General features: G+C 71.5%; 15 protein-coding genes. 4 read left to right on the top strand and 11 right to left on the bottom strand.

The window, feature by feature from the left end:
• Nucleotides 1–48: 48 nt before the first annotated feature.
• The 4 genes from BN1701_RS03640 to BN1701_RS03625 all read right to left on the bottom strand — a co-directional run bounded on the left by BN1701_RS03640 (nt 49) and on the right by BN1701_RS03625 (nt 4,150).
• Nucleotides 49–2,055: a discoidin domain-containing protein gene (locus tag BN1701_RS03640; protein ID WP_197672038.1), complete on the bottom strand. Its 2,007-nt coding sequence runs from the start codon at nt 2,053–2,055 to the stop codon at nt 49–51.
• 97 nt (nt 2,056–2,152) lie between these two features.
• Nucleotides 2,153–2,722: a regulatory protein RecX gene (locus BN1701_RS03635; protein ID WP_082859635.1), complete on the bottom strand. Its 570-nt coding sequence runs from the start codon at nt 2,720–2,722 to the stop codon at nt 2,153–2,155.
• Nucleotides 2,722–3,762 carry a recombinase RecA gene (gene recA / locus BN1701_RS03630; RefSeq protein WP_054045470.1) on the bottom strand — a complete coding sequence of 347 codons (1,041 nt, stop codon included), beginning with the start codon at nt 3,760–3,762 and terminating at the stop codon, nt 2,722–2,724. Before recA ends, BN1701_RS03635 begins: the two co-directional genes overlap by 1 nt.
• Nucleotides 3,763–3,955: 193 nt before the next feature.
• Nucleotides 3,956–4,150, bottom strand: a complete 195-nt coding sequence (locus BN1701_RS03625; RefSeq protein WP_054045468.1) for a DUF3046 domain-containing protein — start codon at nt 4,148–4,150, stop codon at nt 3,956–3,958.
• Between the two features lie 41 nt (nt 4,151–4,191).
• Between BN1701_RS03625 and BN1701_RS37770 the strand changes: the two genes are divergently transcribed.
• Nucleotides 4,192–4,314: a hypothetical protein gene (locus BN1701_RS37770; RefSeq protein WP_255364570.1), complete on the top strand. Its 123-nt coding sequence runs from the start codon at nt 4,192–4,194 to the stop codon at nt 4,312–4,314.
• Between the two features lie 3 nt (nt 4,315–4,317).
• Here the strand turns inward: BN1701_RS37770 and BN1701_RS03620 are convergent, their stop codons facing one another.
• Together BN1701_RS03620 and BN1701_RS03615 are read right to left on the bottom strand one after the other, a co-directional pair.
• Nucleotides 4,318–6,087, bottom strand: a complete 1,770-nt coding sequence (locus BN1701_RS03620; protein ID WP_054055589.1) for an Hsp70 family protein — start codon at nt 6,085–6,087, stop codon at nt 4,318–4,320.
• A 14-nt stretch (nt 6,088–6,101) separates the two neighbouring features.
• Nucleotides 6,102–7,994: an Hsp70 family protein gene (locus tag BN1701_RS03615; RefSeq protein WP_054045467.1), complete on the bottom strand. Its 1,893-nt coding sequence runs from the start codon at nt 7,992–7,994 to the stop codon at nt 6,102–6,104.
• A gap of 169 nt (nt 7,995–8,163) precedes the next feature.
• Here BN1701_RS03615 and BN1701_RS03610 point away from each other — a divergent pair, with 169 nt between their 5' ends.
• On the top strand, nt 8,164–12,732 hold the full coding sequence (locus BN1701_RS03610; RefSeq protein WP_054045465.1) for an ATP-dependent helicase: 4,569 nt from the start codon (nt 8,164–8,166) through the stop codon (nt 12,730–12,732).
• 326 nt (nt 12,733–13,058) lie between these two features.
• On the opposite strand, the gene BN1701_RS03605 is transcribed toward BN1701_RS03610, so the two are convergent.
• From BN1701_RS03605 to BN1701_RS03590, 4 genes are all read right to left on the bottom strand, one after another.
• Nucleotides 13,059–13,784 (bottom strand): VOC family protein, encoded by a 726-nt coding sequence (locus BN1701_RS03605; protein WP_054045463.1) that lies wholly within the window; start codon nt 13,782–13,784, stop codon nt 13,059–13,061.
• A 168-nt stretch (nt 13,785–13,952) separates the two neighbouring features.
• Nucleotides 13,953–14,681 carry a VOC family protein gene (locus BN1701_RS03600; protein WP_067521043.1) on the bottom strand — a complete coding sequence of 243 codons (729 nt, stop codon included), beginning with the start codon at nt 14,679–14,681 and terminating at the stop codon, nt 13,953–13,955.
• 66 nt (nt 14,682–14,747) lie between these two features.
• Complete coding sequence (locus BN1701_RS03595; protein WP_054045458.1) at nt 14,748–15,518, bottom strand: maleylpyruvate isomerase family mycothiol-dependent enzyme; 771 nt, start codon at nt 15,516–15,518, stop codon at nt 14,748–14,750.
• Nucleotides 15,515–15,868 (bottom strand): SAV_6107 family HEPN domain-containing protein, encoded by a 354-nt coding sequence (locus BN1701_RS03590; RefSeq protein ID WP_054045456.1) that lies wholly within the window; start codon nt 15,866–15,868, stop codon nt 15,515–15,517. Before BN1701_RS03590 ends, BN1701_RS03595 begins: the two co-directional genes overlap by 4 nt.
• Nucleotides 15,869–16,898: 1,030 nt before the next feature.
• Between BN1701_RS03590 and BN1701_RS03585 the strand changes: the two genes are divergently transcribed.
• Together BN1701_RS03585 and BN1701_RS03580 are read left to right on the top strand one after the other, a co-directional pair.
• Complete coding sequence (locus BN1701_RS03585) at nt 16,899–17,420, top strand: YbaK/EbsC family protein (protein ID WP_054045454.1); 522 nt, start codon at nt 16,899–16,901, stop codon at nt 17,418–17,420.
• Nucleotides 17,417–17,983, top strand: coding sequence for a GNAT family N-acetyltransferase (locus tag BN1701_RS03580; protein WP_054045453.1), 567 nt, complete (start codon nt 17,417–17,419; stop codon nt 17,981–17,983). Before BN1701_RS03585 ends, BN1701_RS03580 begins: the two co-directional genes overlap by 4 nt.
• A 49-nt stretch (nt 17,984–18,032) precedes the next feature.
• Here BN1701_RS03580 and BN1701_RS03575 read toward each other — a convergent pair whose 3' ends face one another.
• A complete protein-coding gene (locus BN1701_RS03575) occupies nt 18,033–19,715 on the bottom strand; it encodes a DUF885 domain-containing protein (protein WP_054045451.1) in 1,683 nt (560 codons plus the stop codon).
• Nucleotides 19,716–19,728: the final 13 nt, after the last annotated feature.

The following is a 19,728-nucleotide window of genomic DNA, read 5'->3' as shown; positions in this document are numbered from 1 at the left end:
TGGGCGCCCGAAGGCGGGAACCGTTGCGGCGCAACGGTTCCCGCTCGATCAGTAGACGGACAGCTCGTAGAGCGAGTAGCCGTATGCCGTGGCGCGTCGCACGCCCTGGAATTTCACGTACCGGGTCGACGTCGGCGGGAATGAGACCACCTCGAGACCGCCCGTACCCGCACTCACGGTGGCCACCGTGCGCCAGTTCGCGCCGTCATCGGACACCTCGACCCGATAGGCCGCCGCGTGAGCCGCTTCCCAGCGCAGCGCCACCCGGCTGACGTTCTTGGACGCGCCAAGGTCGACCCTCAGCCACTGGCCGTCCGACCAGCCGCTGGCCCACCGGCTGCCGAGGTCGCCGTCGACGGCCTTCGGCGCGCGGAAGTCGTAGAACGGGTTCCACTCGTAGGAGCTGGCGGTCGTCGTCGCGCCGCGGGCCAGGTTCGGCTTCGGCTGGTGGACCTCGACCGCCCGCCACGTGCGCAGATAGGCCTCCGCGCCGCCGAGCAGGTCCTGGACGACCTCCTCGCCGCCGACCTTGCGCAGATCCTCGACCCAGTCCGGCATCAGGCCGTAGTGGGCCATGCCGTCCTTGGTGTAGTCCCAGGTCCGCTGGGCCATGGTCTCCCGGTCGATCATCACCGAGCCGTCGGCGGACTTGAACGGGTAGCTGACCCCTCCCGCGCGCGGCGCGGGCAGGCCGCCGATGCCGTTGACGTCGATGCCGAACCCGTAGCCGTCGACGCCGTTCTGGTCGCGGTACGCCTCGCCGCGCTGCCATTCCGCGACGAACTGCGCGGCGGAGTGCCCGTACTGGGCGATCATGCCGCCGAGTTGGTAGATGCGAGGAAAGTACTTCTCGTCGGTCCAGCTGTGCGAGCTGATGACACCCGGGTAGGCGGCCTCTTCGAGCAGGTCCAACGTGCGGTCGGCGGCCTTGACGCTCATATGGTCGAGCTCGACCATCATCTTGCGCGCCATCATCGCCTTGATCGTGTACTCGCCGAGGTCGGTCAGCCCTCGGGTGTTGCAGTGGGGCGCGGGCGGGTACAGCGGCAGCGGCACGATCGGCTTGAGCGCGTCGGGGACCGTGCCCGCGGCGGCGAGGGTGTTGTCGGTGTACGGGGTGGTGCAGGTCCGTGCGTCCCAGAAGGTCCCGGTGCCGAGGAAGTTCGCCGCGTTCACCGCGATACCAGCCGTGCCCGAGTCGAACCGGACACCGCAGAGCGCGTTGTCGTACTTGTGACAGACGAACATCGTGCGCACACCGAGCGCGTACACCTCGTCGAGTCCGCGGTCGATGTCCGCTTTGGAGCACTGGGCGACATTGAGGATGTGCCTGCAGCCGAAGGGTTCCGAGGTCTCGATGCCCAGCATCACCGCGAGCTTGCCCTGCTCGATCACCTGCCGGGCCTCACCTTGGCTTCGGACGACCCGGAACCAGCCCTTGCCCGGCCCACCGCTCTCCGCGTCGACGAAGTTCTGCAGGTCGGTCGTCAGCTTGGCCTGCAACCGGATGCTGTCCATCTCGTTGCAGGACTGGTTTTTGATCGGGTAGATGTCACAGAGCTGCCGGTTGGCGACGAGGTGGTTGACCATGAACCGCAGCCCACCCCGCCACGCGCGCTCGATCCACTTGTAGTAGGCCTGTTGGTGGGTAAGGGAATTGTGCGCGGGCCAGTCCTTGAAGGTCGGATAGCCGACCGGGTCGTGCGTGCCCGTGGGCGACCCGGTCTTGGTGAAGTTCTCGAACCACGCCGCGCTGCCGTCGGGGAAGTGGTCGGGACAGTCCGCCAACGCCTTCTGCGGCCCCGCCGGATCGAACGGCTTGCCACAGATGAGGCCACCGCCGAACGAGACGTTGGCGAAGATGTGGGAGTGGGCGTCGAGCAGGCCCTTCACCGTCCCATCCGGTGCTCTGCCGCTGAACGGCGTGCCGACGGCATTGACGTCGGCGCCGGGCGGGGTCTCGGCGGCTTGACCGGGAAGCGCGGACACCACCGCGGCCAAGCCGATGGCGAGCAGGATTGTCAGGTTGCGGGCTGTCGATCGAGGACGGAGCACGGTTCCTCCTCACGAGCACAGGGTGAAACCCGAAAGATACTCGCGAGTAATCCTCACGTAAACCCTATGACCGACGGTTACAGGTCGATCTTCCCGTTCACCCGAACAGGCCGCCGTCGATCATGTCCCCGTCGTCGCCCGCCGCCCGCAATTCGTCGCGGACCACCCGAAACGCCAGCCCTTCGGCGTACCCCTTGCGCGCAAGCATCCCGACCAGCCTGCGGATCTTGGCCTGCTCCTCCAGACCGCCCATCGCCCGCAGCTTCTTGCGCACGAGCTGACGCGCCCGCTCCTCCTCGGCCTCGCTGTCCACCGCGTCCACGGCCTCGGCGACCAGTTCGTCGGCGACACCCTTGCGCCGCAGCTCGGTTGCCAGCGCACGCCTGCCCAAGCCCTGGTGGGTGTGGCGGGAGCGCACCCAGCTCTCGGCGAACGCCGTGTCATCGATCAGGCCGATGGCGGCGAACTTGCCGAGCACTGCCTGGGCGACATCCTCGGGGATCTCCTTGCGGCGCAAGGCTTCCTCAAGCTCCTGGCGGGTGCGCGCGCGTGCCGTCAGCAGCTGGTAGCAGATCTCCCGCGCCTTGGCCGCCGGGTCGTCGAGGGGGCGCGATTCCCCGGGAGGCGGTTCCTCCCGGGTCCTACGCGCGTACTTGCGTTCCGACACTAGAACTCGACGGGCGCCGGGGCGGTCTCGTCGGCGTCGAGCTTGGCACCGATGCCGAGCTTGTCCTTGATCCGCTTCTCGATCTCGTTGGCGACGTCCGGGTTCTCCAGCAGGAACTTGCGGGCGTTCTCCTTGCCCTGGCCCAGCTGGTCTCCCTCGTAGGTGTACCAGGCACCCGACTTGCGCAGGATGCCGTGCTCGACGCCCATGTCGATGAGCGAGCCCTCGCGGCTGACACCCTTGCCGTAGAGGATGTCGAACTCGGCCTGCTTGAACGGCGGGGCCACCTTGTTCTTCACGACCTTGACCCTGGTGCGGTTGCCGACCGGCTCGCCGCCGTCCTTGAGGGTCTCGATCCGGCGCACGTCCAGGCGGATCGACGCGTAGAACTTCAGCGCCTTGCCACCGGTCGTCGTCTCGGGAGATCCGAACATTACTCCGATTTTTTCCCGGAGCTGGTTGATGAAGATCGCCGTGGTGCCGGAGTTGCTCATCGCGCCGGTCATCTTGCGCAGCGCCTGGCTCATCAGGCGGGCCTGGAGGCCAACGTGGCTATCGCCCATCTCGCCCTCGATCTCCGCGCGCGGGACCAGCGCCGCCACGGAGTCGATCACCAGGATGTCGAGCGCGCCGGAGCGGATCAGCATGTCCGCGATCTCCAGCGCCTGCTCACCGGTGTCGGGCTGGGAGACCAGCAGGGCGTCGGTGTCGACGCCCAGGTTCTTGGCGTACTCCGGGTCGAGCGCGTGCTCGGCGTCGATGAAGGCGGCGATGCCGCCCGCGCGCTGGGCGTTGGCCACCGCGTGCAGGGCGACAGTCGTCTTACCCGAGGACTCCGGGCCGTAGATCTCGACCACTCGGCCCCGCGGCAGACCGCCGATCCCCAGCGCCACGTCCAGGGCGATGGAGCCGGTCGGGATGACCGCGATCGGGGCCCGGCCCTCGTCACCGAGGCGCATCACCGAGCCCTTGCCGAAGTTCTTGTCGATCTGGGCAAGGGCAAGCTCTAGCGCCTTATCCCGATCGGGTGCTGGTGCCATCTTGGTTCCACCTCGGTTGACTTTCGACTGTTTCGTACTCACGGCGCCGACGCTACGGGCAAGGACCGACGTTTCTCCGCACGCACCGCCGGTCTGTGGACAAGCGGACCCGATGTGGACAACATCGTAGCGAACGTCTGTTCGAGACGGTGGAGTGACACGCCGGTGGGGTAGGTTTGCGGCGGCCCGCCGGTCAGCGTCGTTCGACCGGCACCTCGAAGGCCTCGCACACCGCCTGCCAGATCTCCTTGGTGGACAGCCCGGCGTCCAGCGCCTGGTCGACCGTGCGGTCGCCGAGCGCGCTGAAGACGTGGTCGTGGGCGATGGTGTCGGCCAGCGACGGGCCGAACTCGTCGGCGAGCCGGGTGCGAAAAGCGGTGATGCGCATCGCGGGCAGTCTAGTGGTGCGGGCCTGGCAGACTTGGACTTGTGCTCACCTTCGCCATCGAGAACCCGACCGCCCTCGAGGACACGCTGCTGACCGTCGGATCCATCGCGGCCTGCCTCGCCGCGGTCATCGTCGGCCTGATCGCCTACCGCAACCGCAGGTAGTTCCTACGTCCCCGGCTGGACGTTGGCGGCGAAGAAGTCCGCCAGCTTGTCCGGGCTCAGGCCGTCGCCCTTGGCTGTGAGGGTGCCGACCAGCGGCCGGTCCTTGACCGTGAACACCAGCACCCCGGTGTCGCCCTTGACCCCCGCGCGCAGCCTGCCGTCGAGCCCATTGCCCCGCCAGTCGGCCACGACGTGCTCCCCGTCGGACAGCTGGCCCAGCTCCTGGTCCCACACCTCGCGGGCGGCGTCCACGGACCCGACGTGGGCGTAGCTGACCTGGTAGGACTCGGGCAGCGCGCACGTCACGTCGATCCCGTCGGACGCGCGCTCGCACGAGTTCTTGTCCGGGACACTGCCCGCGAGCTGCCGCAGGCACTCGGTGAAGCCCTTGTCGTCCGCGGTGCCCTTCGTCGCGCAGCTCTCCGCGCTGGGCACACCGGCGGGCTTGAACACGAGGAATCCGCCTACGGCCGCGAGCACGACCACCACGGCCGCGCTGATCGCCAGCAGCGACTTCCGCTTGTTCGGCGCCTGCGCGGCGGCCTGCGGGCGCGGGAGCGTAGGGAAGTTGCCGTGCATCGGGAAAGCGGCGGTCTGCTGCGGGAAAGCAGGCGTCTGAGCGGGGAATCCGCCGGTCCGCGGCGGCGCGGGCTGGGCAGGGAAGCCGCCGCTCTGCGGGTTGACGTTGGCCGTGCGCATGCTGATGCCCTCGCTGGAGACGTGATGCGCGCCGAGCGCGACCGCCGTCTCGGGCTGGTCCAGGCTCGTGGGCACGATCCGCAGCTGCTCGGCGATCAGGGTCGCCACCAGCGGGATCCGGCTGGACCCGCCGACCAGGTAGATCCCGACCAGACGATCCGGCGTCAGGCCCGTCGCCCGGATGGTGCCCGCGAGCAGCTCTACGCTGCGCAGCATGCTCGGCCGGATCAGCGCCTCCAGCTCGGCGCGGGTGACCAGCACGTCGTCGAACGGCTCCGGCATCGGCACCTCGGTCTGCGGGTGCCGCGAGAGCGCCTCCTTGGCGCCTTTGACGTCCTCCAGCAGCGCCCGGCGCGCGCGTCGGTCGGCCATGGACTCCGGGCGGAGCAGCCGCTGCCAGCCACCCGGGTCGCGGTGCGACACCTGGCGGCCGACGTGTTCGAGGACGGTCTGGTCGACGTCCATTCCGCCGAGGTCCTGCAGGCCGTTCTCGGCGAGGACGGCGAACCCATTCTGGGTGGCCGCCACGATCGCCACGTCGAACGTGCCCGCGCCGAGGTCGTAGACAGCCAGCGCCTGACCAGGGCCCAAGGTGTGGCCGAAGGACGCGAAGTGCGCGGCGGCGGCGACCGGCTCAGGCACCAGCACCAGGTTGGAGCCGAGACCCGCCTGACGCGCGGCCGACAGCAACACGTTGCGCCGGACCGGACCCCACTGCGCGGGGTGGGTCAGCCGGACCTCATCGGGCTTGCGACCGCCGAGCTGGCGGGAGACCTCGTCACCGACCCGGCGCAAGACCGCGGCCAAGGCGTCGGTGACCGGGATGACGACGGTGCCCAGCAGCAGCGTGCCCTCATCGACGCGGCGCTTGGGGTTGGGCTCGAACCGGGACGGGTCCAGCCGGGCCCGGCGCTCGGCCTCGCGGCCCACCACCAGTACGCCGTCCTCGCCCGCGAACACCGCCGACGGCATCGTGGCGGATCCGTCCACCTCGACCACCCGCGGCGCGCGGCCGTGGGCCGACAGCACCGCGACGGTGTTCGAGGTGCCCAGGTCGACCGACAGGACGTTCACGGTCACTCCCCCTGTCAGCCGTTGCTGCCCGGCTTGATGTGGTTCTCGAAGTAGCTGAGGATCCCAGGGTTGCCGCTCGTCCCGACGATCCAGCCCATGATCGGGGTGTCCTTCACGCTGTAGAGCAGCATCTCCGCGCCGGTGGCGATCTCCACCACGTGGTAGCCGCCGGACATGCCGCCGCCGCTCCAGTCGCCCTTGGTCGTCTTGTCCCCGCCGGGGTCGAGCCCGCTCAGCGCGGCCGTCAGGTTCTGGTCGACCACGCCCGCCGAGTCGAAGTGCACGTAGATCGCCAGGTAGTCGTCGCCGAGCTTGCACGTCGCCGAGGTCGCGCCGGGCGTGGCGATGGCCCGCCCGCCGAAGTTGGCCCCCGACTCGCAGTCGTTGTTCGACACCACCGCGCCCGCGACCTCACGCATGCACTTGGTGAAGCCCTTGTCGTCGGTGCCCTGGTCGGTGCAGTCGGCGGTGACACCGCCGGACCCCGAGGTGGCGATGATGATGCTGACGATGCCGATCACCACCACCGCGATCACCGCCGTGGCGACGTACCAGACCTTGTTCGACGACGGCCGCGGCGCGGGCACGAACGGCTGGGCGGCGGCCGGTCGCTGCTGCGCGGGGGTCGGCGCCGACGGCGGACCCTGCATCGGCTGGTTCTGCACCGGGTTCGGCCGCGACGGCGGCGGGGGCTGCACCCGCTGCGGACCACTCGCCGGGTAAGGCTGCTTGGGCGGCGGCTGGGCAGCGAACCCGCCGGAGCGCGGGGGCACGATCGCCTGCGTGCGCTGGACCGTCTCGACCGTGGCGCTCATGTCGCCGGTGCGCATGGTGACGCCTTCCTGCGGCACGTGGTGCGCGCCGAGGGCGACGGCGGTCTCGGGCTGGTCGAGGCTGGTCGGCACGACCCGCAGTTGCTCGGCGATCAGGGTCGCCACCAGCGGAATCCGGCTCGACCCGCCGACCAGGTAGATCCCGACCAGCCGGTCGGGGGTCATGCCGGTGGAGCGGATGGTGGCTGCCAGCAGCTCGACGCTGCGCAGCATGCCGGGGCGGATCAGCGCCTCCAGCTCGACCCTGGTGACCAGCACGTCGTCGAACGGCTCCGGCAGCGGGACCTCGGTCTGCGGGTGCCGCGACAGCGCCTCCTTGGACGCCTTCACATCCTCCCGCAGTGCGCGCTGGGCGCGGCGGTCACCGGTCGACAAGGGGCGCAGCAGCCGCTGCCAGCTCGCCGGGTCGCGGTGGGAGACCTGCCTGCCGACGTGCTCGAGCAGCGCCTGGTCGACGTCGAGGCCGCCGAGGTCGGGCAGGCCTGCCTCGGCCAGGACGGCGAAGCCCTTCTGGGTGGCGCCGACGATCGCGACGTCGAAGGTGCCCGCGCCGAGGTCGTAGACCGCCAGCGCCTGGCCCGCGCGCAGCGTCTGGCCGGGGAAGGAGGCGAAGTGCGCCGCGGCGGCGACCGGCTCGGGCACCAGCACCAGGTTGGACCCGAGACCCGCCTGACGCGCGGCCGACAGCAGCACATTGCGGCGAACCGGGCCCCACTGCGCGGGGTGGGTCAGCCGGACCTCATCGGGCTTCTTGCCGCCGAGTTGGCGGGAGGTTTCGTCGGCGACGCGGCGCAGCACGCCCGCGAGCGCGTCGGTGACCGGGACGACGGTGTCGCCGAGCAGGAGGGTGCCCTCGTCGACGCGGCGCTTGGGGTTGGGCTCGAACCGGGACGGGTCCAGCCGGGCCCGCCGCTCGGCGTCGCGGCCGACGACCAGGCCGCCGTCCTCGGCGGCGAACACCGCGGACGGCATCATCGACGCGCCGTCGACGTCGACCACGCGCGGTGGACGGCCATGTGCGGACAGCACGGCAACGGTGTTCGACGTGCCGAGATCCACCGACAGGACGTTCACTGCTCTCCCCTCATCGCACCGACTACGCAGCAAGCCCCCAGGTAGTCGTCGCAGATAGTCCCATGCCCGGCGGCGGCCGCGGTCCCGGTAGCCACAAGTGCGGCGAAGTTGTCCACAGGCGACGCCATGGGGCTGGGCGATGTCGGTGGCCAGGAGTAAGGATTGAGACATGACCGAGAACGCGCTCGACCTGTTCTCACCCGCGACAAGGCAGTGGTTCGCGGGTGCGTTCGTCGCGCCGACCGACGCCCAGACCGGGGCGTGGCGGGCGGCGGCGGCGGGCGAACACGCACTGGTCGTGGCACCGACCGGATCGGGCAAGACGCTGGCGGCGTTCCTGTGGGCGCTCGACCGGCTCGCCGCCGAGGGCCCACCCGTCGACGCCAAGCACCGGTGCCGGGTGCTCTATGTGTCGCCGCTCAAGGCACTGGCGGTCGACGTCCAGCGCAACCTGCGCGCCCCGCTGGCGGGCATCCGGCAGGCCGCGCACCGGCTGGACCTGCCCGAGCCGGACATCACCGTCGGCATGCGGACCGGCGACACCCCGGCCGACGAGCGACGTGCCTTCGCCAGGACCCCGCCGGACGTGCTGGTCACCACGCCGGAGTCGCTGTTCCTGCTGTTGACCTCGGCGGCCAGGGAGTCGCTGCGCGGAGTGCGGACGGTGATCGTCGACGAGGTGCACGCGGTCGCCGGGGTCAAGCGCGGGTCGCACCTGGCGCTGTCGCTGGAACGGCTCGACGCCCTGCTCGACCGGCCCGCCCAGCGGATCGGGCTGTCGGCGACAGTGCGGCCGGTGGACGAGGTCAGCGGGTTCCTCGGCGGCGGGCGGCCGGTGACGCTCGTGCAGCCCAAGATCGGCAAGACCATCGAGGTGCGGGTCGAGGTGCCGACCGAGGACATGGCGGCCCTGGTCGAGCAGGTCAACGACGACGCCGCCGACCGGACCCCGGCATCGATCTGGCCGAAGGTCGAGCGGCGGGTGCTGGAGCTGGTCCGGCGACATCGGTCCACGATCGTCTTCGCCAACTCGCGGCGGCTGGCCGAGCGGATGACGGCCCGGCTCAACGAGTTGGCCGCCGAGGAGCCGAACGAGCCCGCCCGGTTCCCTGCCGAGGCGATCGGCCAGTCCGGGATGACGACGATGGCCGCCCCGGTGATCGCCCGCGCCCACCACGGGTCCATGTCGAAGGAGCAGCGGACCCTGGTCGAGGAGGACCTCAAGTCCGGGCGGCTGGCGTGCGTGGTCGCGACGTCCTCGCTGGAGCTGGGCATCGACATGGGCGCGGTCGACCTGGTGGTGCAGGTGGAGGCGCCGCCGACGGTCGCGTCCGGGCTGCAACGCGTCGGCCGCGCGGGCCACCAGGTCGGCGCGGTGTCGCGCGGGGTGATGTTCCCGAAGTTCCGCGGCGACCTGGTGTCCTGCGCGGTGGTCGCCGAGCGGATGGCCCAGGGCGCGATCGAGGCCGTGCGGTACCCGCGCAACCCGCTCGACGTGCTGGCCCAGCACATCGTGGCGATGGTGGCGATCGAGCCGTGGACGGTGACCGAGCTGGCCACCCTGGTCCGGCGCGCGGCCCCGTTCGCCTCGCTGCCCGACGCCGCCCTCTACGCCGTGCTCGACATGCTGGCCGGGCGTTATCCGAGCGAGGAGTTCGGCGAGCTGCGGCCCCGGGTCACCTGGGACCGGATCAGCGGCGAGCTGCGCGGTCGGCCGGGGGCGCAGCGGCTCGCGGTCACCTCGGGCGGCACGATCCCCGACCGCGGCCTGTTCACCGTGATGACCCCGCCAGACGAACGCGGCGCGGGCTCGCGGGTCGGCGAACTGGACGAGGAGATGGTCTACGAGTCGCGGGTGGGCGACACGTTCCTGCTGGGCACGTCGTCATGGCGGGTCCAGGACATCACCCACGACCGAGTGATCGTCACGCCCGCGCCGGGTGAGGCCGCCCGGATGCCGTTCTGGAAGGGCGACGCGCCGGGGCGCCCGCTGGAGTTGGGCCGGGCGCTGGGCGGCTTCGTCCGCGAGTTGTCCAGTATGGACACTCAGGCGGCGCGCGAGCGGGCTGCGGCGGCGGGCCTGGACGAATGGGCGATCGACAACCTGATGGCCTACCTGGGCGAACAGCGCGAGGCAACGAGACATGTGCCCGACGACCGCACCATCCTGGTCGAGCGCTTCCGCGACGAGCTGGGCGACTGGCGGCTGGTGGTGCACTCGCCGTTCGGCGCCCAGGTGAACGCGCCGTGGGCGCTGGCGATCGGGGCCCGGCTGCGGGAGCGGCGCGGGGTCGATGCCCAGATCGCCCACGGCGACGACGGCATCGTCATCCGGCTGCCCGACACGGTGGACGACGCCGGGCAGGAGATCGTCGCGGGCGCTGAGGACGTGCTGCTCGACCCGGATGAGGTCGAACAGATCGTGGTGGCCGAGGTGAGCGGCTCGGCGCTGTTCGCCGCCCGGTTCCGCGAGTGCGCGGCACGGTCGCTGCTGCTGCCCCGGCGTGATCCGCGCAGGCGCACGCCGCTGTGGCAGCAACGGCAGCGATCGGCGCAGCTGCTGTCCGTCGCGGCGAAGTACGAGCAGTTCCCGGTCGTGCTGGAGGCCATGCGCGAGTGCCTGCAGGACGTCTACGACGTGGCCGGACTGCGAGAGCTGATGTCCGACGTGCGGTCGCGGCGGGTGCGGGTGGTCGATGTGCAGACCCAGTCCGCGTCGCCGTTCGCCCGCAGCCTGCTCTTCGGCTACGTCGGGATGTTCCTCTACGCCACCGATGTCCCGCTGGCCGAACGGCGGGCGGCCGCCCTGTCGCTCGACAGTGCCCTGCTGGCCGAGTTGCTGGGCTCCGAGGCGATCCGCGAACTGCTCGACCCGGACGTGCTCGCCGAGGTCGAGCGGTCGCTGCAGCGGCTCGACCCGGGCAGACACGCCCGCCACGCCGAGGACGCAGCCGACCTACTGCGATTCCTCGGCGACCTGTCCGTCGAGGAAGCGGGCCTGCGCGGCGTCGAGCCGGACTGGCTCGCCGAGCTTGAGTCCACCCGGCGGGCGCTGCGGGTGCGCATCGCGGGCGACGAGCGGTTCATCGCCATCGAGGACGCGGGCCGCGTGCGCGACGCCCTGGGCACGGCGTTGCCGGTCGGGGTGCCGGAGGTGTTCACCGAGCCGGTCGCCGACCCGCTGGGCGACTTGCTGTCCCGCTACGCGCGCACCCACGGCCCGTTCGCCGCGGCCGAGGCGGCGGCGCGGTTCGGCCTGGGCACGTCGGTGGTCACCGGGGTGCTGGAACGCCTCGCGGGCAGCGGCAGGCTGGTCCGCGGCGAACTGCGTCCGATCACCGGCCCGGAGCCACCCGCCGCCGTCGAGTACTGCGACGCCGAGGTGCTGCGACGGCTGCGCCGGTCGTCGCTGGCCAGGCTGCGCGCCGAGGTCGAGCCGGTCGAGCCCGCCGCGCTGGGCCGGTTCCTGCCGAGCTGGCACGGGATCGGCCGCAAGACCCGTTCGTTCGCGACGGCCGACGACGTTCTGTCCATTGTGGAGCAACTGGCGGGTGCGCCGATCCCGGCCAGCGCCCTGGAGTCCTTGGTCCTGCCGTCGCGACTGCCCGGCTACTCCCCCGCCCTGCTGGACGAACTGACAGCGGCGGGCGAGGTCACCTGGTGCGGCACGGGCGCGCTGGCCGGTGGCGACGGCTGGATCGCGCTCGCCCCGGCCGATGTCGCCGATCTGCTGCTGCCCGACATCGAGGACGCGGTGCCGGACACCCCGCTGCACACCGCCGTATTGTCCGCTTTGGACGGTGGAGCGCTGTTCTTCCGCCAGGTCGCCGACCGCGCGGGCGCCATCCTGCTCGACGGCGGCGCCGAGGCCCCCGCCGACCCGGACATCGTCGCCGCCGTGTGGGACCTGGTGTGGGGCGGCTTGATCACCAACGACACCATCGCCCCGCTGCGCGCCCTGGTCTCCGGCAAGGGCGCCGCTCACCGCCCCCGCCGAACCGCGCCCCGCGGCCGCTACGCCCGCCTGCGCACCGCGCGACCCGCCATGCCCAGCCGCACCGGCCCGCCCACGGTCGGCGGCCGGTGGTCGCTGGTCATGCCCCGCGAGGAAGACCCGACCCGCCGCGCCCACGCCCGCGCCGAGGCCTTCCTCGAACGCCACGGCGTCCTGACCCGCGGGGCGTTGGACACCGAGCGGGTCACCGGCGGATTCAGCGGCATCTACAAAGTCCTGCGCGCCATGGAAGAGTCAGGCCAGATCATCCGCGGCTACGTCGTCGAGGGCCTCGGCGCCGCCCAGTTCGCCGCCCGCGGCGCCGTCGACCGCCTCCGCGCACTGTCCCGTTCGGACACCCCAGGAACCGACCCAGCCGAGGCGACGGTCCTCGCCGCCGCCGACCCGGCCCAGCCCTACGGCGCGGCACTCCCCTGGCCGGAACCGTTGGGAGAAGGGAAACATCGCCCCGGCCGCAAAGCAGGCGCCTTGGTCGTCCTGGTCGACGGCACCCCAGCCCTGTACGTCGAACGCGGCGGCCGGTCCCTGCTGTCGTTCACCGAGACCGACACCGCCCTGCGGTCCGCCGCCGAAGCCCTGTCCCGAGCCGTCCACGACGGCTGGCTGGGCTCCCTCTCAGTCCAGAAAGCCGACGGCGAGGTCGCACTCACCTCGGCGCTGGCAGATGTCCTGCGGGATGCGGGATTCCGCGCCACACCGAAGGGATTGCGCTTGAGAGCATGACAGCGGCACGCGACCCGCGCCTCGGGTGAGTGGGCACCCGAGATCTCGCACCCCACGGCATCCGCCCCACCCTCGCGGCCGCCGAGCATCCCAAGCGCCACGCCCAGCCTCAACGGCGCGGAACGCCGAGCCGAGACCCGGTGATCGCGAAGCCCGAGCCGAGCCGAGCCGAGCCGAGCCGAGCCGAGCCGAGCCGAGCCGAGCCGAGCCGAGCCGAGCCGAGCCGAGCCGAGCCGAGCCGAGCCGAGCCGAGCCGAGGAAGGCTATCCGCGTCGATTGCGGCGGCAAGTCCTGCGCGGCAGGGCAATTCTGGCTGAACGCGGGCGTCAACGGGAGCTGAGGACGCAGAACTCGTTGCCTTCGGGGTCGAACAGCACCCGCCACGGAAAGCCGACCATCTCCTCGTGCGGCCGGGCACCACCGGCGAGAAGGCGGTCCACCTCCGCGGCCTGGCTGCCACCGGTCGACCCCGCCACGTCGAAGTGCAACCGATTCTTCACCACCTTAGGCCCGTCGACGCGCAGGAGTTCCAGCCAGGGCCCGAGGCTGTCGGCCGCCCGCAACGAGGCGAAGTCCGCGGTGTCGCGCACCACCGGCCACCCGGTGGCCGCCGACCAGAAGGCGGCCTGGGCGCTCGGTTCGCGGACGTCCATCACGATGGCCGCGACCGCGCCGGTGTCCCGGTACTCGTCGCGGGGTTCGAGGACGCAGAACTCGTTCCCCTCCGGATCGGCGAGGACGACCCACGGCGTCTCACCTTGGCCGATGTCGACCGGGCGAGCGCCGAGGTCGCGCGCGCGGGACACGATGCGGTCACGATCCGGAAGCGAGGTCGACGACAGGTCGAGGTGCAGCCGGTTCTTCACCACCTTGGGCTCAGGAACCGGGAGGAACGCCAGGTCGATCCGCCAACCATCCCCAGCGGGCGCCTGGAGGTCGATCTCCTCGTCGTCAGCGAAACTGACGTGCCAGCCGAGGAGATCACCCCAGAACCGGGCCAGGGCGACCGGATCGAGGCAGGCCACCACCAGATTGATCAATCGCGTGGCCACCGATGGCCTCCTTCGGACGCGGGCGTGCAATGGATGATCCGCGAACTCCATCGAACCGCATCGCCACCCCCGACGCAGGCGTACCAAGCGCGGACACCGGCCATGTGCGGCGGCAGAGCTGCCAGTTGTGCGCCTGCGCGGGCGGGTATCAACGCGCGGGCCGGTGCCTCAGCGGCCTGCTCTGCGGGCGTCGACGCGCGCGGGTTCGCGCAGGACGCGGAACTCGTTGCCCTCCGGGTCGGCCAGGGTGCGGCCGTCGCGGGTGGCGCCGAGGGTGAGGAGCCAGGGAATGGGGTCGGTGTCCTCGGTGGGCGCGATGTCGAAGCGGACGCGGTTCATGCCGCGCTTGGGGTCGGGGACTCGGAGGAACTCGATCCAGGGGCCGCGGTCCTGGCGCGGGCGCAGCGCGACGGCGTCGGGGGTGACCTGGATCCGCGGCCAGCCGGTCGCGGCGGACCAGAAGGCGGCTAACGGAACCGGGTCGATGGCGTCGATCACGACGGCCGCCAGTGGGCCGGTGTCGGTATAGAGCTCGCGCGGTTCCAGGACGCAGAACTCGTTGCCCTCCAAGTCCTGGAACACCGTCCACGGAACCGTGCTGCCCTGCCCGACATCCACCCTGCGGGCGCCCAGGTCGGTGGCCAGTGAGGTCAGCACCTGGTATTCGTGCGGGCTCTCGGTGGCCAGGTCGACGTGGATGCGGTTCTTCGCGACCTTGTCCGCGGCCGAGGGGACGAAGACCAGGTCGACCTCGCACGTCCCGATCTCAGGTGCCACCAGACGTCTGCCGCCCTGGCCGTCAGGAACGGCCGTCCCGCCGAGCATGACGTACCAGAACTCGGCGGTGGCCGTCGGATCGGCTGCTTCGATCACGACGCTCGCCAGGCGGGTGGACATACCGGACACCGTAGCCGCGCGGGCCGTGGTGTGGTTCGGGGTCCACCCGCCAAGACGTCGTGGCGGTCAGCGGGTCGCGAGCCTGAGCAGAGCCCAGAGCTGCGCGGACACGTCGAGATCGCCGTCGAGCGTCACCGCACGGTCGAACACGGCGCGTCGGCCCCAGAGCCAGAGGTACAGCTCGGTCGGGTCGGCCGTGACCACCGCGTCGGCCGACTCGGCCTCCGCCGCGGTGACCCGTCGCGCCGAGGTGGACCGTGGGCCCAGGGTGGCCAGCCAGACCCGGTCGGCCGTGCGGACGGCGACCGTGCCGCTGCGGGTGCCCGCCACCCCGAGGACCGCGAGGCGGTGGGTGAACCACAGGTGCAGCACCTCGTCGACGCCGTCCACCGCGACCTCGGGGTCGACCTCGGTGATGTCCTGCCCGCCCGCGGCCTGCACGTCGATGCGGTGGACGGTGCTCTCGTGCGCCATCCGGCGCCGCCAGAAGCCGTAGTGCTGCTGCTGGGGGTGCCAGGTGGCGCACCCTTCGGCGGGGTCGTGGGTGGCCAGTTCACCGAGCAGCGAACGCAGGCCGTCGCGGACGTAGTCCTCGACGCTCTGGCCGTCGTCGGGTTGGCGCTGCCAGGACGTGGGGCGGTCGCCCGACCTGATCCAGGCGACCACCGTCCGATAGACGCTGCCGACGTGCCGCGCGGTCTCGCCGAGGGTGAGGCCGGGGCAGCCGGGCACGGGCCGGTCATGGTCGGCACCCGCCGCGGCCGAGGCGAGCCGGGTGCCTTCGTGTTCGAGGACGTCGAGGAGTCTGTCGTGATCGATGAGCGGAGTTCCGCTCATCGCCTTACGCCGTGCACGGCGCGGTGCACGAGGTCGATGAACTGCTGGGACTGACGAACCAGATCATCGGCGGCGCGGGGGCCGACCCGACTGGTGATGCCCGCCTGGACGGCGGCCCGGGTGGCCGAGCAGGAAGCGAAGAACGCCGCCCACTCCCGCATCTCCGGCGCGACCGAGGCCAGCAGGGTCCACACACTGGTGGGCTTGGCCCGACCGCGGTGTGGACGCCCGCGGGTCGCCAGCAACGCCGCGGCCGCACGCAGCGCACACAGGTAGGCATCGGCGAACCGCTGAGCCGCGACCTCCTGTGCCGCCGCGGCGGCGATGCCGTGCTCCGCCTGCCCGAGCAACGCGAAAGCCGAATCAGGAGCCGCCGAGCCGACCCGCCGACCACCGCGAGCCCGCGGCGCCGGAACAGGGCCGGACGAGCCTGCCGAAACAGGACCAGACACTGACATTCGAGCTGGACCAGGCAAAACCGAACCATCCTCGGCGAACAACGCGGGTACGCGATCGGGCACCACCGGCCCCCCACCACGCCCCGACAGACCCGGACGCGCCGGAGACGAACCAAGCACGGCCAAACCATCAAGCGTGTCCCGAGCGAACAAGGCAGGCGCACAATCAGGCGCAACAGGCCGTACGGCTCCAACCCGAGCACGACGCACCGGAGACCCACCAAGCGCAGCCAAACCGCCAAGCGTGTCCCGGGCGAACAAAGCGGGCACCATGCCCGCCTCTCCCCGCGCACGACGCACCGGAGACGAACCAGGCGCGGCCAAACCGCCAGGTGGGTCCTGGGCGAACAGGGCGGGCCCGCAATCAGGCACCGCGGGCCGCGCACCTACCCGACCGCGACGCACCGGAGACGCGCCAAGGACAGCCAGATCGCCAGGTGTGTCCTGGGCGAACGAAGCGGGCCGCCCGGTGGCTTCGTCCCGACCACGACGCACCGGAGACGGGCCGGGGGCGGCCAAGCCGCCGAGTCCGTCCTCGGCGAACAGGGCAGGTGCTCGATCGGGCGCGGGCCGCACGGCTCCCGCCCGAGCGCGCGGGGCGGGGATCGATTCCGTGGGGTCGTTGTCGGGCTCGGTGGTGTGACCGCGGGCGGGCTCGGTGGCGGGAACAGGGGTGACGGGGAAGTCCAAGGTGCTGGTCATCGGGGCCTCCTCGCTGGGTGGTCCGCCAACGGGGTACGTGGACGGCGACGCCGAGGGGAAGCCGGCGGGGGCTCGGCGGTGAGGCGCTTCCCCCGCCCCACCACCGAGCGATATCGAACGCATGTTCGACACGTCCAGCTTAACCCGCCGTTTCGCGGGCTTCAAGCAGGAGGGGTAATCCGGTTGCCGAGAGCCTGGTCAACAGTGGTGTGATGGAGCGGTGAGCACACTCGACCACCCCGCCGTGGCCAAGGTCGCCGCGGCGCTGCGGGAAGCCGGATTGGACCGGTGTGCCGACGGCATCCGGATCCTCGACGACGACGTGAAGACCGCCGCCCTTGCCGCGGCCGCACTCGATGTCGAGGTGGGAGCTATCGCCAACAGCCTGGTCTTCAAAGCCTGGCATGGCGACGAGGACCGGCCTCTGCTCGCGCTGACCTCCGGGGCGCACCGGGCGGACACCGCGTGGCTGGCCGAGCTCACCGGGGCCGACCGGATCGGCCGGGCCGACCCGGACTTCGTCCGCGCGCACACCGGCCAGCCCATCGGCGGGGTGGCCCCGGTCGGCCACCCGCGGCGGCTCGACACGCTGGTCGACCGGTATCTGGCGCGGTATGACGTGGTGTGGGCCGCGGCGGGGCATCCCAAGTCCCTCTTCCCCGTCACCTACGCCGATCTGGTGATCCTCACCGGGGGCACGGCTGCGGATGTGTCGGGCAAGGAGGATGATCCTGCCTCGTGACCGCCGCTCCCTCTCCCCGCGTCGACCGGTTCGCCGAGCTCAGCTCCGACGAGTTGCGTACCCGGCTGCGTGAGTCGCTGGAGCTCTACGTGACGGCCATGCGCTACCCGATGGGCACCGTCGAGCAGCGCGCCCCCATGTGGCTGGCCCACATGCTGCGGGCGGGCTGGCGCTGCGTGGCCTCCTTCGACGCCGACGACCGGCTGACCGGGATCGCCTACGGCTATCGGGGGGCGCCTGGGCAGTGGTGGCACGAGCAGGTCCGGCGCGGGGTGACCGAACATCGCGGGCCCGCCGTCGCCGAGGGGTGGCTGGGTGACTACTTCGAGCTGACCGAACTGCACGTGCGCCCCGACCGCCAGGGCCAGGGCATCGGCGAGGAGCTGGTGCGCAGGCTGCTGGCCGGGGCGGACACCACGAAAGTGCTGCTGTCCACCCCGGAGGGCCCCTCCCGCGCCTGGCGCCTCTATCGCCGTCTCGGCTTCGATGACGTCCTGCGCCACTACCAGTTCGCGGGCGATCCCCGCCCATTCGGCGTGCTGGGTCGCATCCTGCCCCTCTGATCCGCTCAAGAGGACGGCGGCGCCAGTGCGGCGCCGCCGTCGAGGACTGCTACAGCTCGGCCAACCTGGAGCGCAGGGTGTCCAGGCCCATGGCGCCCATTTCCAGGGCCTGCTGGTGGAATCGCCGCAGCGAGAAGTCCGCACCCTGCCGGGCCTTGGCCTCGTCGCGGGCCTGGAGCCAGAGGCGTTCGCCGAGTTTGTAGGTGGGGGCCTGGCCGGGCCAGCCGAGGTAGCGGTCGATCTCGTCGTGCACGTGGTCGGGGTCGGTGATGGTGCGGGTGAGCATGAACTCCAGGCCCAGTTCCGGGGTCCACCGCTCGCCCTCGTGGAAGCCGGTGCCGCGCGGGATCTCCAGCTTCAGGTGCATGCCGATGTCGATGATCACCCTGGCCGCCCGGAAGATGTGCGCGTCGAGCATGCCGAGCAGGTCGCCGTCGTCGTCGAGGTAGCCGAACTCGCGCATCAGGCGTTCGGCGTAGAGGGCCCAGCCCTCGCCGTAGGCGGGGATCCAGGACAGCAGGCGCTGGAACTTGTTGAGGCTCTTGGCCTGCGACACCGCGGTGGCGATCTGCAGGTGATGGCCGGGGGCGCCCTCGTGGTAGACCGTGGTGACCTCGCGCCAGGTGGAGAACGACTCCTTGTCGGGGTGCACCGACCACCACATCCGGCCCGGGCGCGTCCAGTCGTCAGTGGGGCCGGTGTAGTAGGCGCCGACGCCGCCGCCGGGTGGGGCGATCTTGCACTCCAACTTCATGATCTGGTCGGAGATGTCGAAGTGCACGCCGCGCAGGTCGGACAGAGCGCGGTCGGACAGGCCTTGCATCCACTGCTCGAACGCCCGCTGGCCGACGACCTGGTAGCGCGGGTCCGCGTCGAGCTTGGCCGCCGCGTCGGCGATGGTGCCGCCGGGGGCGATGCGGCCCGCGACCTCGGTCATCTCCGCTTCGAGCCGGGCGAACTCGGCCCAGCCCCACTCGTAGGCCTCGTGCAGGTCCAGCGTGGCGCCGGTGTACTCGCGCGACCAGAGCCGGTAGCGGTCGGCGCCGACGGCGTCCTCGGTGGGCGCCTTGGCTGCCAGCTCGCCCGCGAGGAAGTCCGCCAGCTCGCCGTAGGCGCGGGCCGCGCCCGAGACCGCGGTGTCCAAGTCGGAGCGCAGGGCGCCCTCGACCGGCGCGTCCTCGGCGAAGGCGGCGAAGAACGACGGGCTGTCGCCGGAACCGGCCCAGGTGCGGCACTGCTCGGCCGTCTTGACGACCTGGCGCAGCGCCGAGGCCTCGCCCTTGGCCGCGGCGAAGCGCAGCGACTCCTGGTAGCCGGCGAGCGCCTCGGGCACCGCGGACAGCCGCTTGGTGATCACGGCCCAGTCGTCGGCGGTGGCCGTGGGCATCAGATCGAAGACCTGGCGGATCTCCTGCACCGGGCAGGTGATCACGTTGAGGGCGCGGTGGTACTCCCCCGCCTCGTGCAGCTCGACCTCGAGGCCGACCCGCTCGACGAACACGGCTTTGGCGTTGGCCTCGGCGACGTCGGCGGGCTCGGCGGCGTGCATCTTGGCCAGCGCGGCGGCGTAGATCGCGCCGCGGGCGTCGACTCCCTCCGGCGACAGGTCCGGGAGTCGATCGTCGTGGCCGGATATCCCGCAGTACGTGGCGATGACCGGCTCAGCGGCCGCCAGGTCTTCGACGTAGGAGTCACTGATCGCGTGCACGCCTTCGTGCTGAGGGGTCTGCATGGAAACGCACGCT

The organism is Alloactinosynnema sp. L-07, assembly GCF_900070365.1.
GTDB lineage: Bacteria > Actinomycetota > Actinomycetes > Mycobacteriales > Pseudonocardiaceae > Actinokineospora.
This window is presented reverse-complemented; position numbering and strand designations above follow the sequence as displayed.

What these genes read in the sequence shown, in the direction of transcription:
- BN1701_RS03600 (WP_067521043.1), bottom strand. Translation starts at nt 14,681, where the DNA reads ATGTCCACCCGCCTGGCGAGCGTCGTGATCGAAGCAGCCGATCCGACG.
- BN1701_RS03625 (WP_054045468.1), bottom strand. Translation starts at nt 4,150, where the DNA reads ATGCGCATCACCGCTTTTCGCACCCGGCTCGCCGACGAGTTCGGCCCG.
- BN1701_RS03595 (WP_054045458.1), bottom strand. Translation starts at nt 15,518, where the DNA reads ATGAGCGGAACTCCGCTCATCGATCACGACAGACTCCTCGACGTCCTC.
- BN1701_RS03610 (WP_054045465.1), top strand. Translation starts at nt 8,164, where the DNA reads ATGACCGAGAACGCGCTCGACCTGTTCTCACCCGCGACAAGGCAGTGG.
- BN1701_RS03575 (WP_054045451.1), bottom strand. Translation starts at nt 19,715, where the DNA reads ATGCAGACCCCTCAGCACGAAGGCGTGCACGCGATCAGTGACTCCTAC.
- recA (WP_054045470.1), bottom strand. Translation starts at nt 3,762, where the DNA reads ATGGCACCAGCACCCGATCGGGATAAGGCGCTAGAGCTTGCCCTTGCC.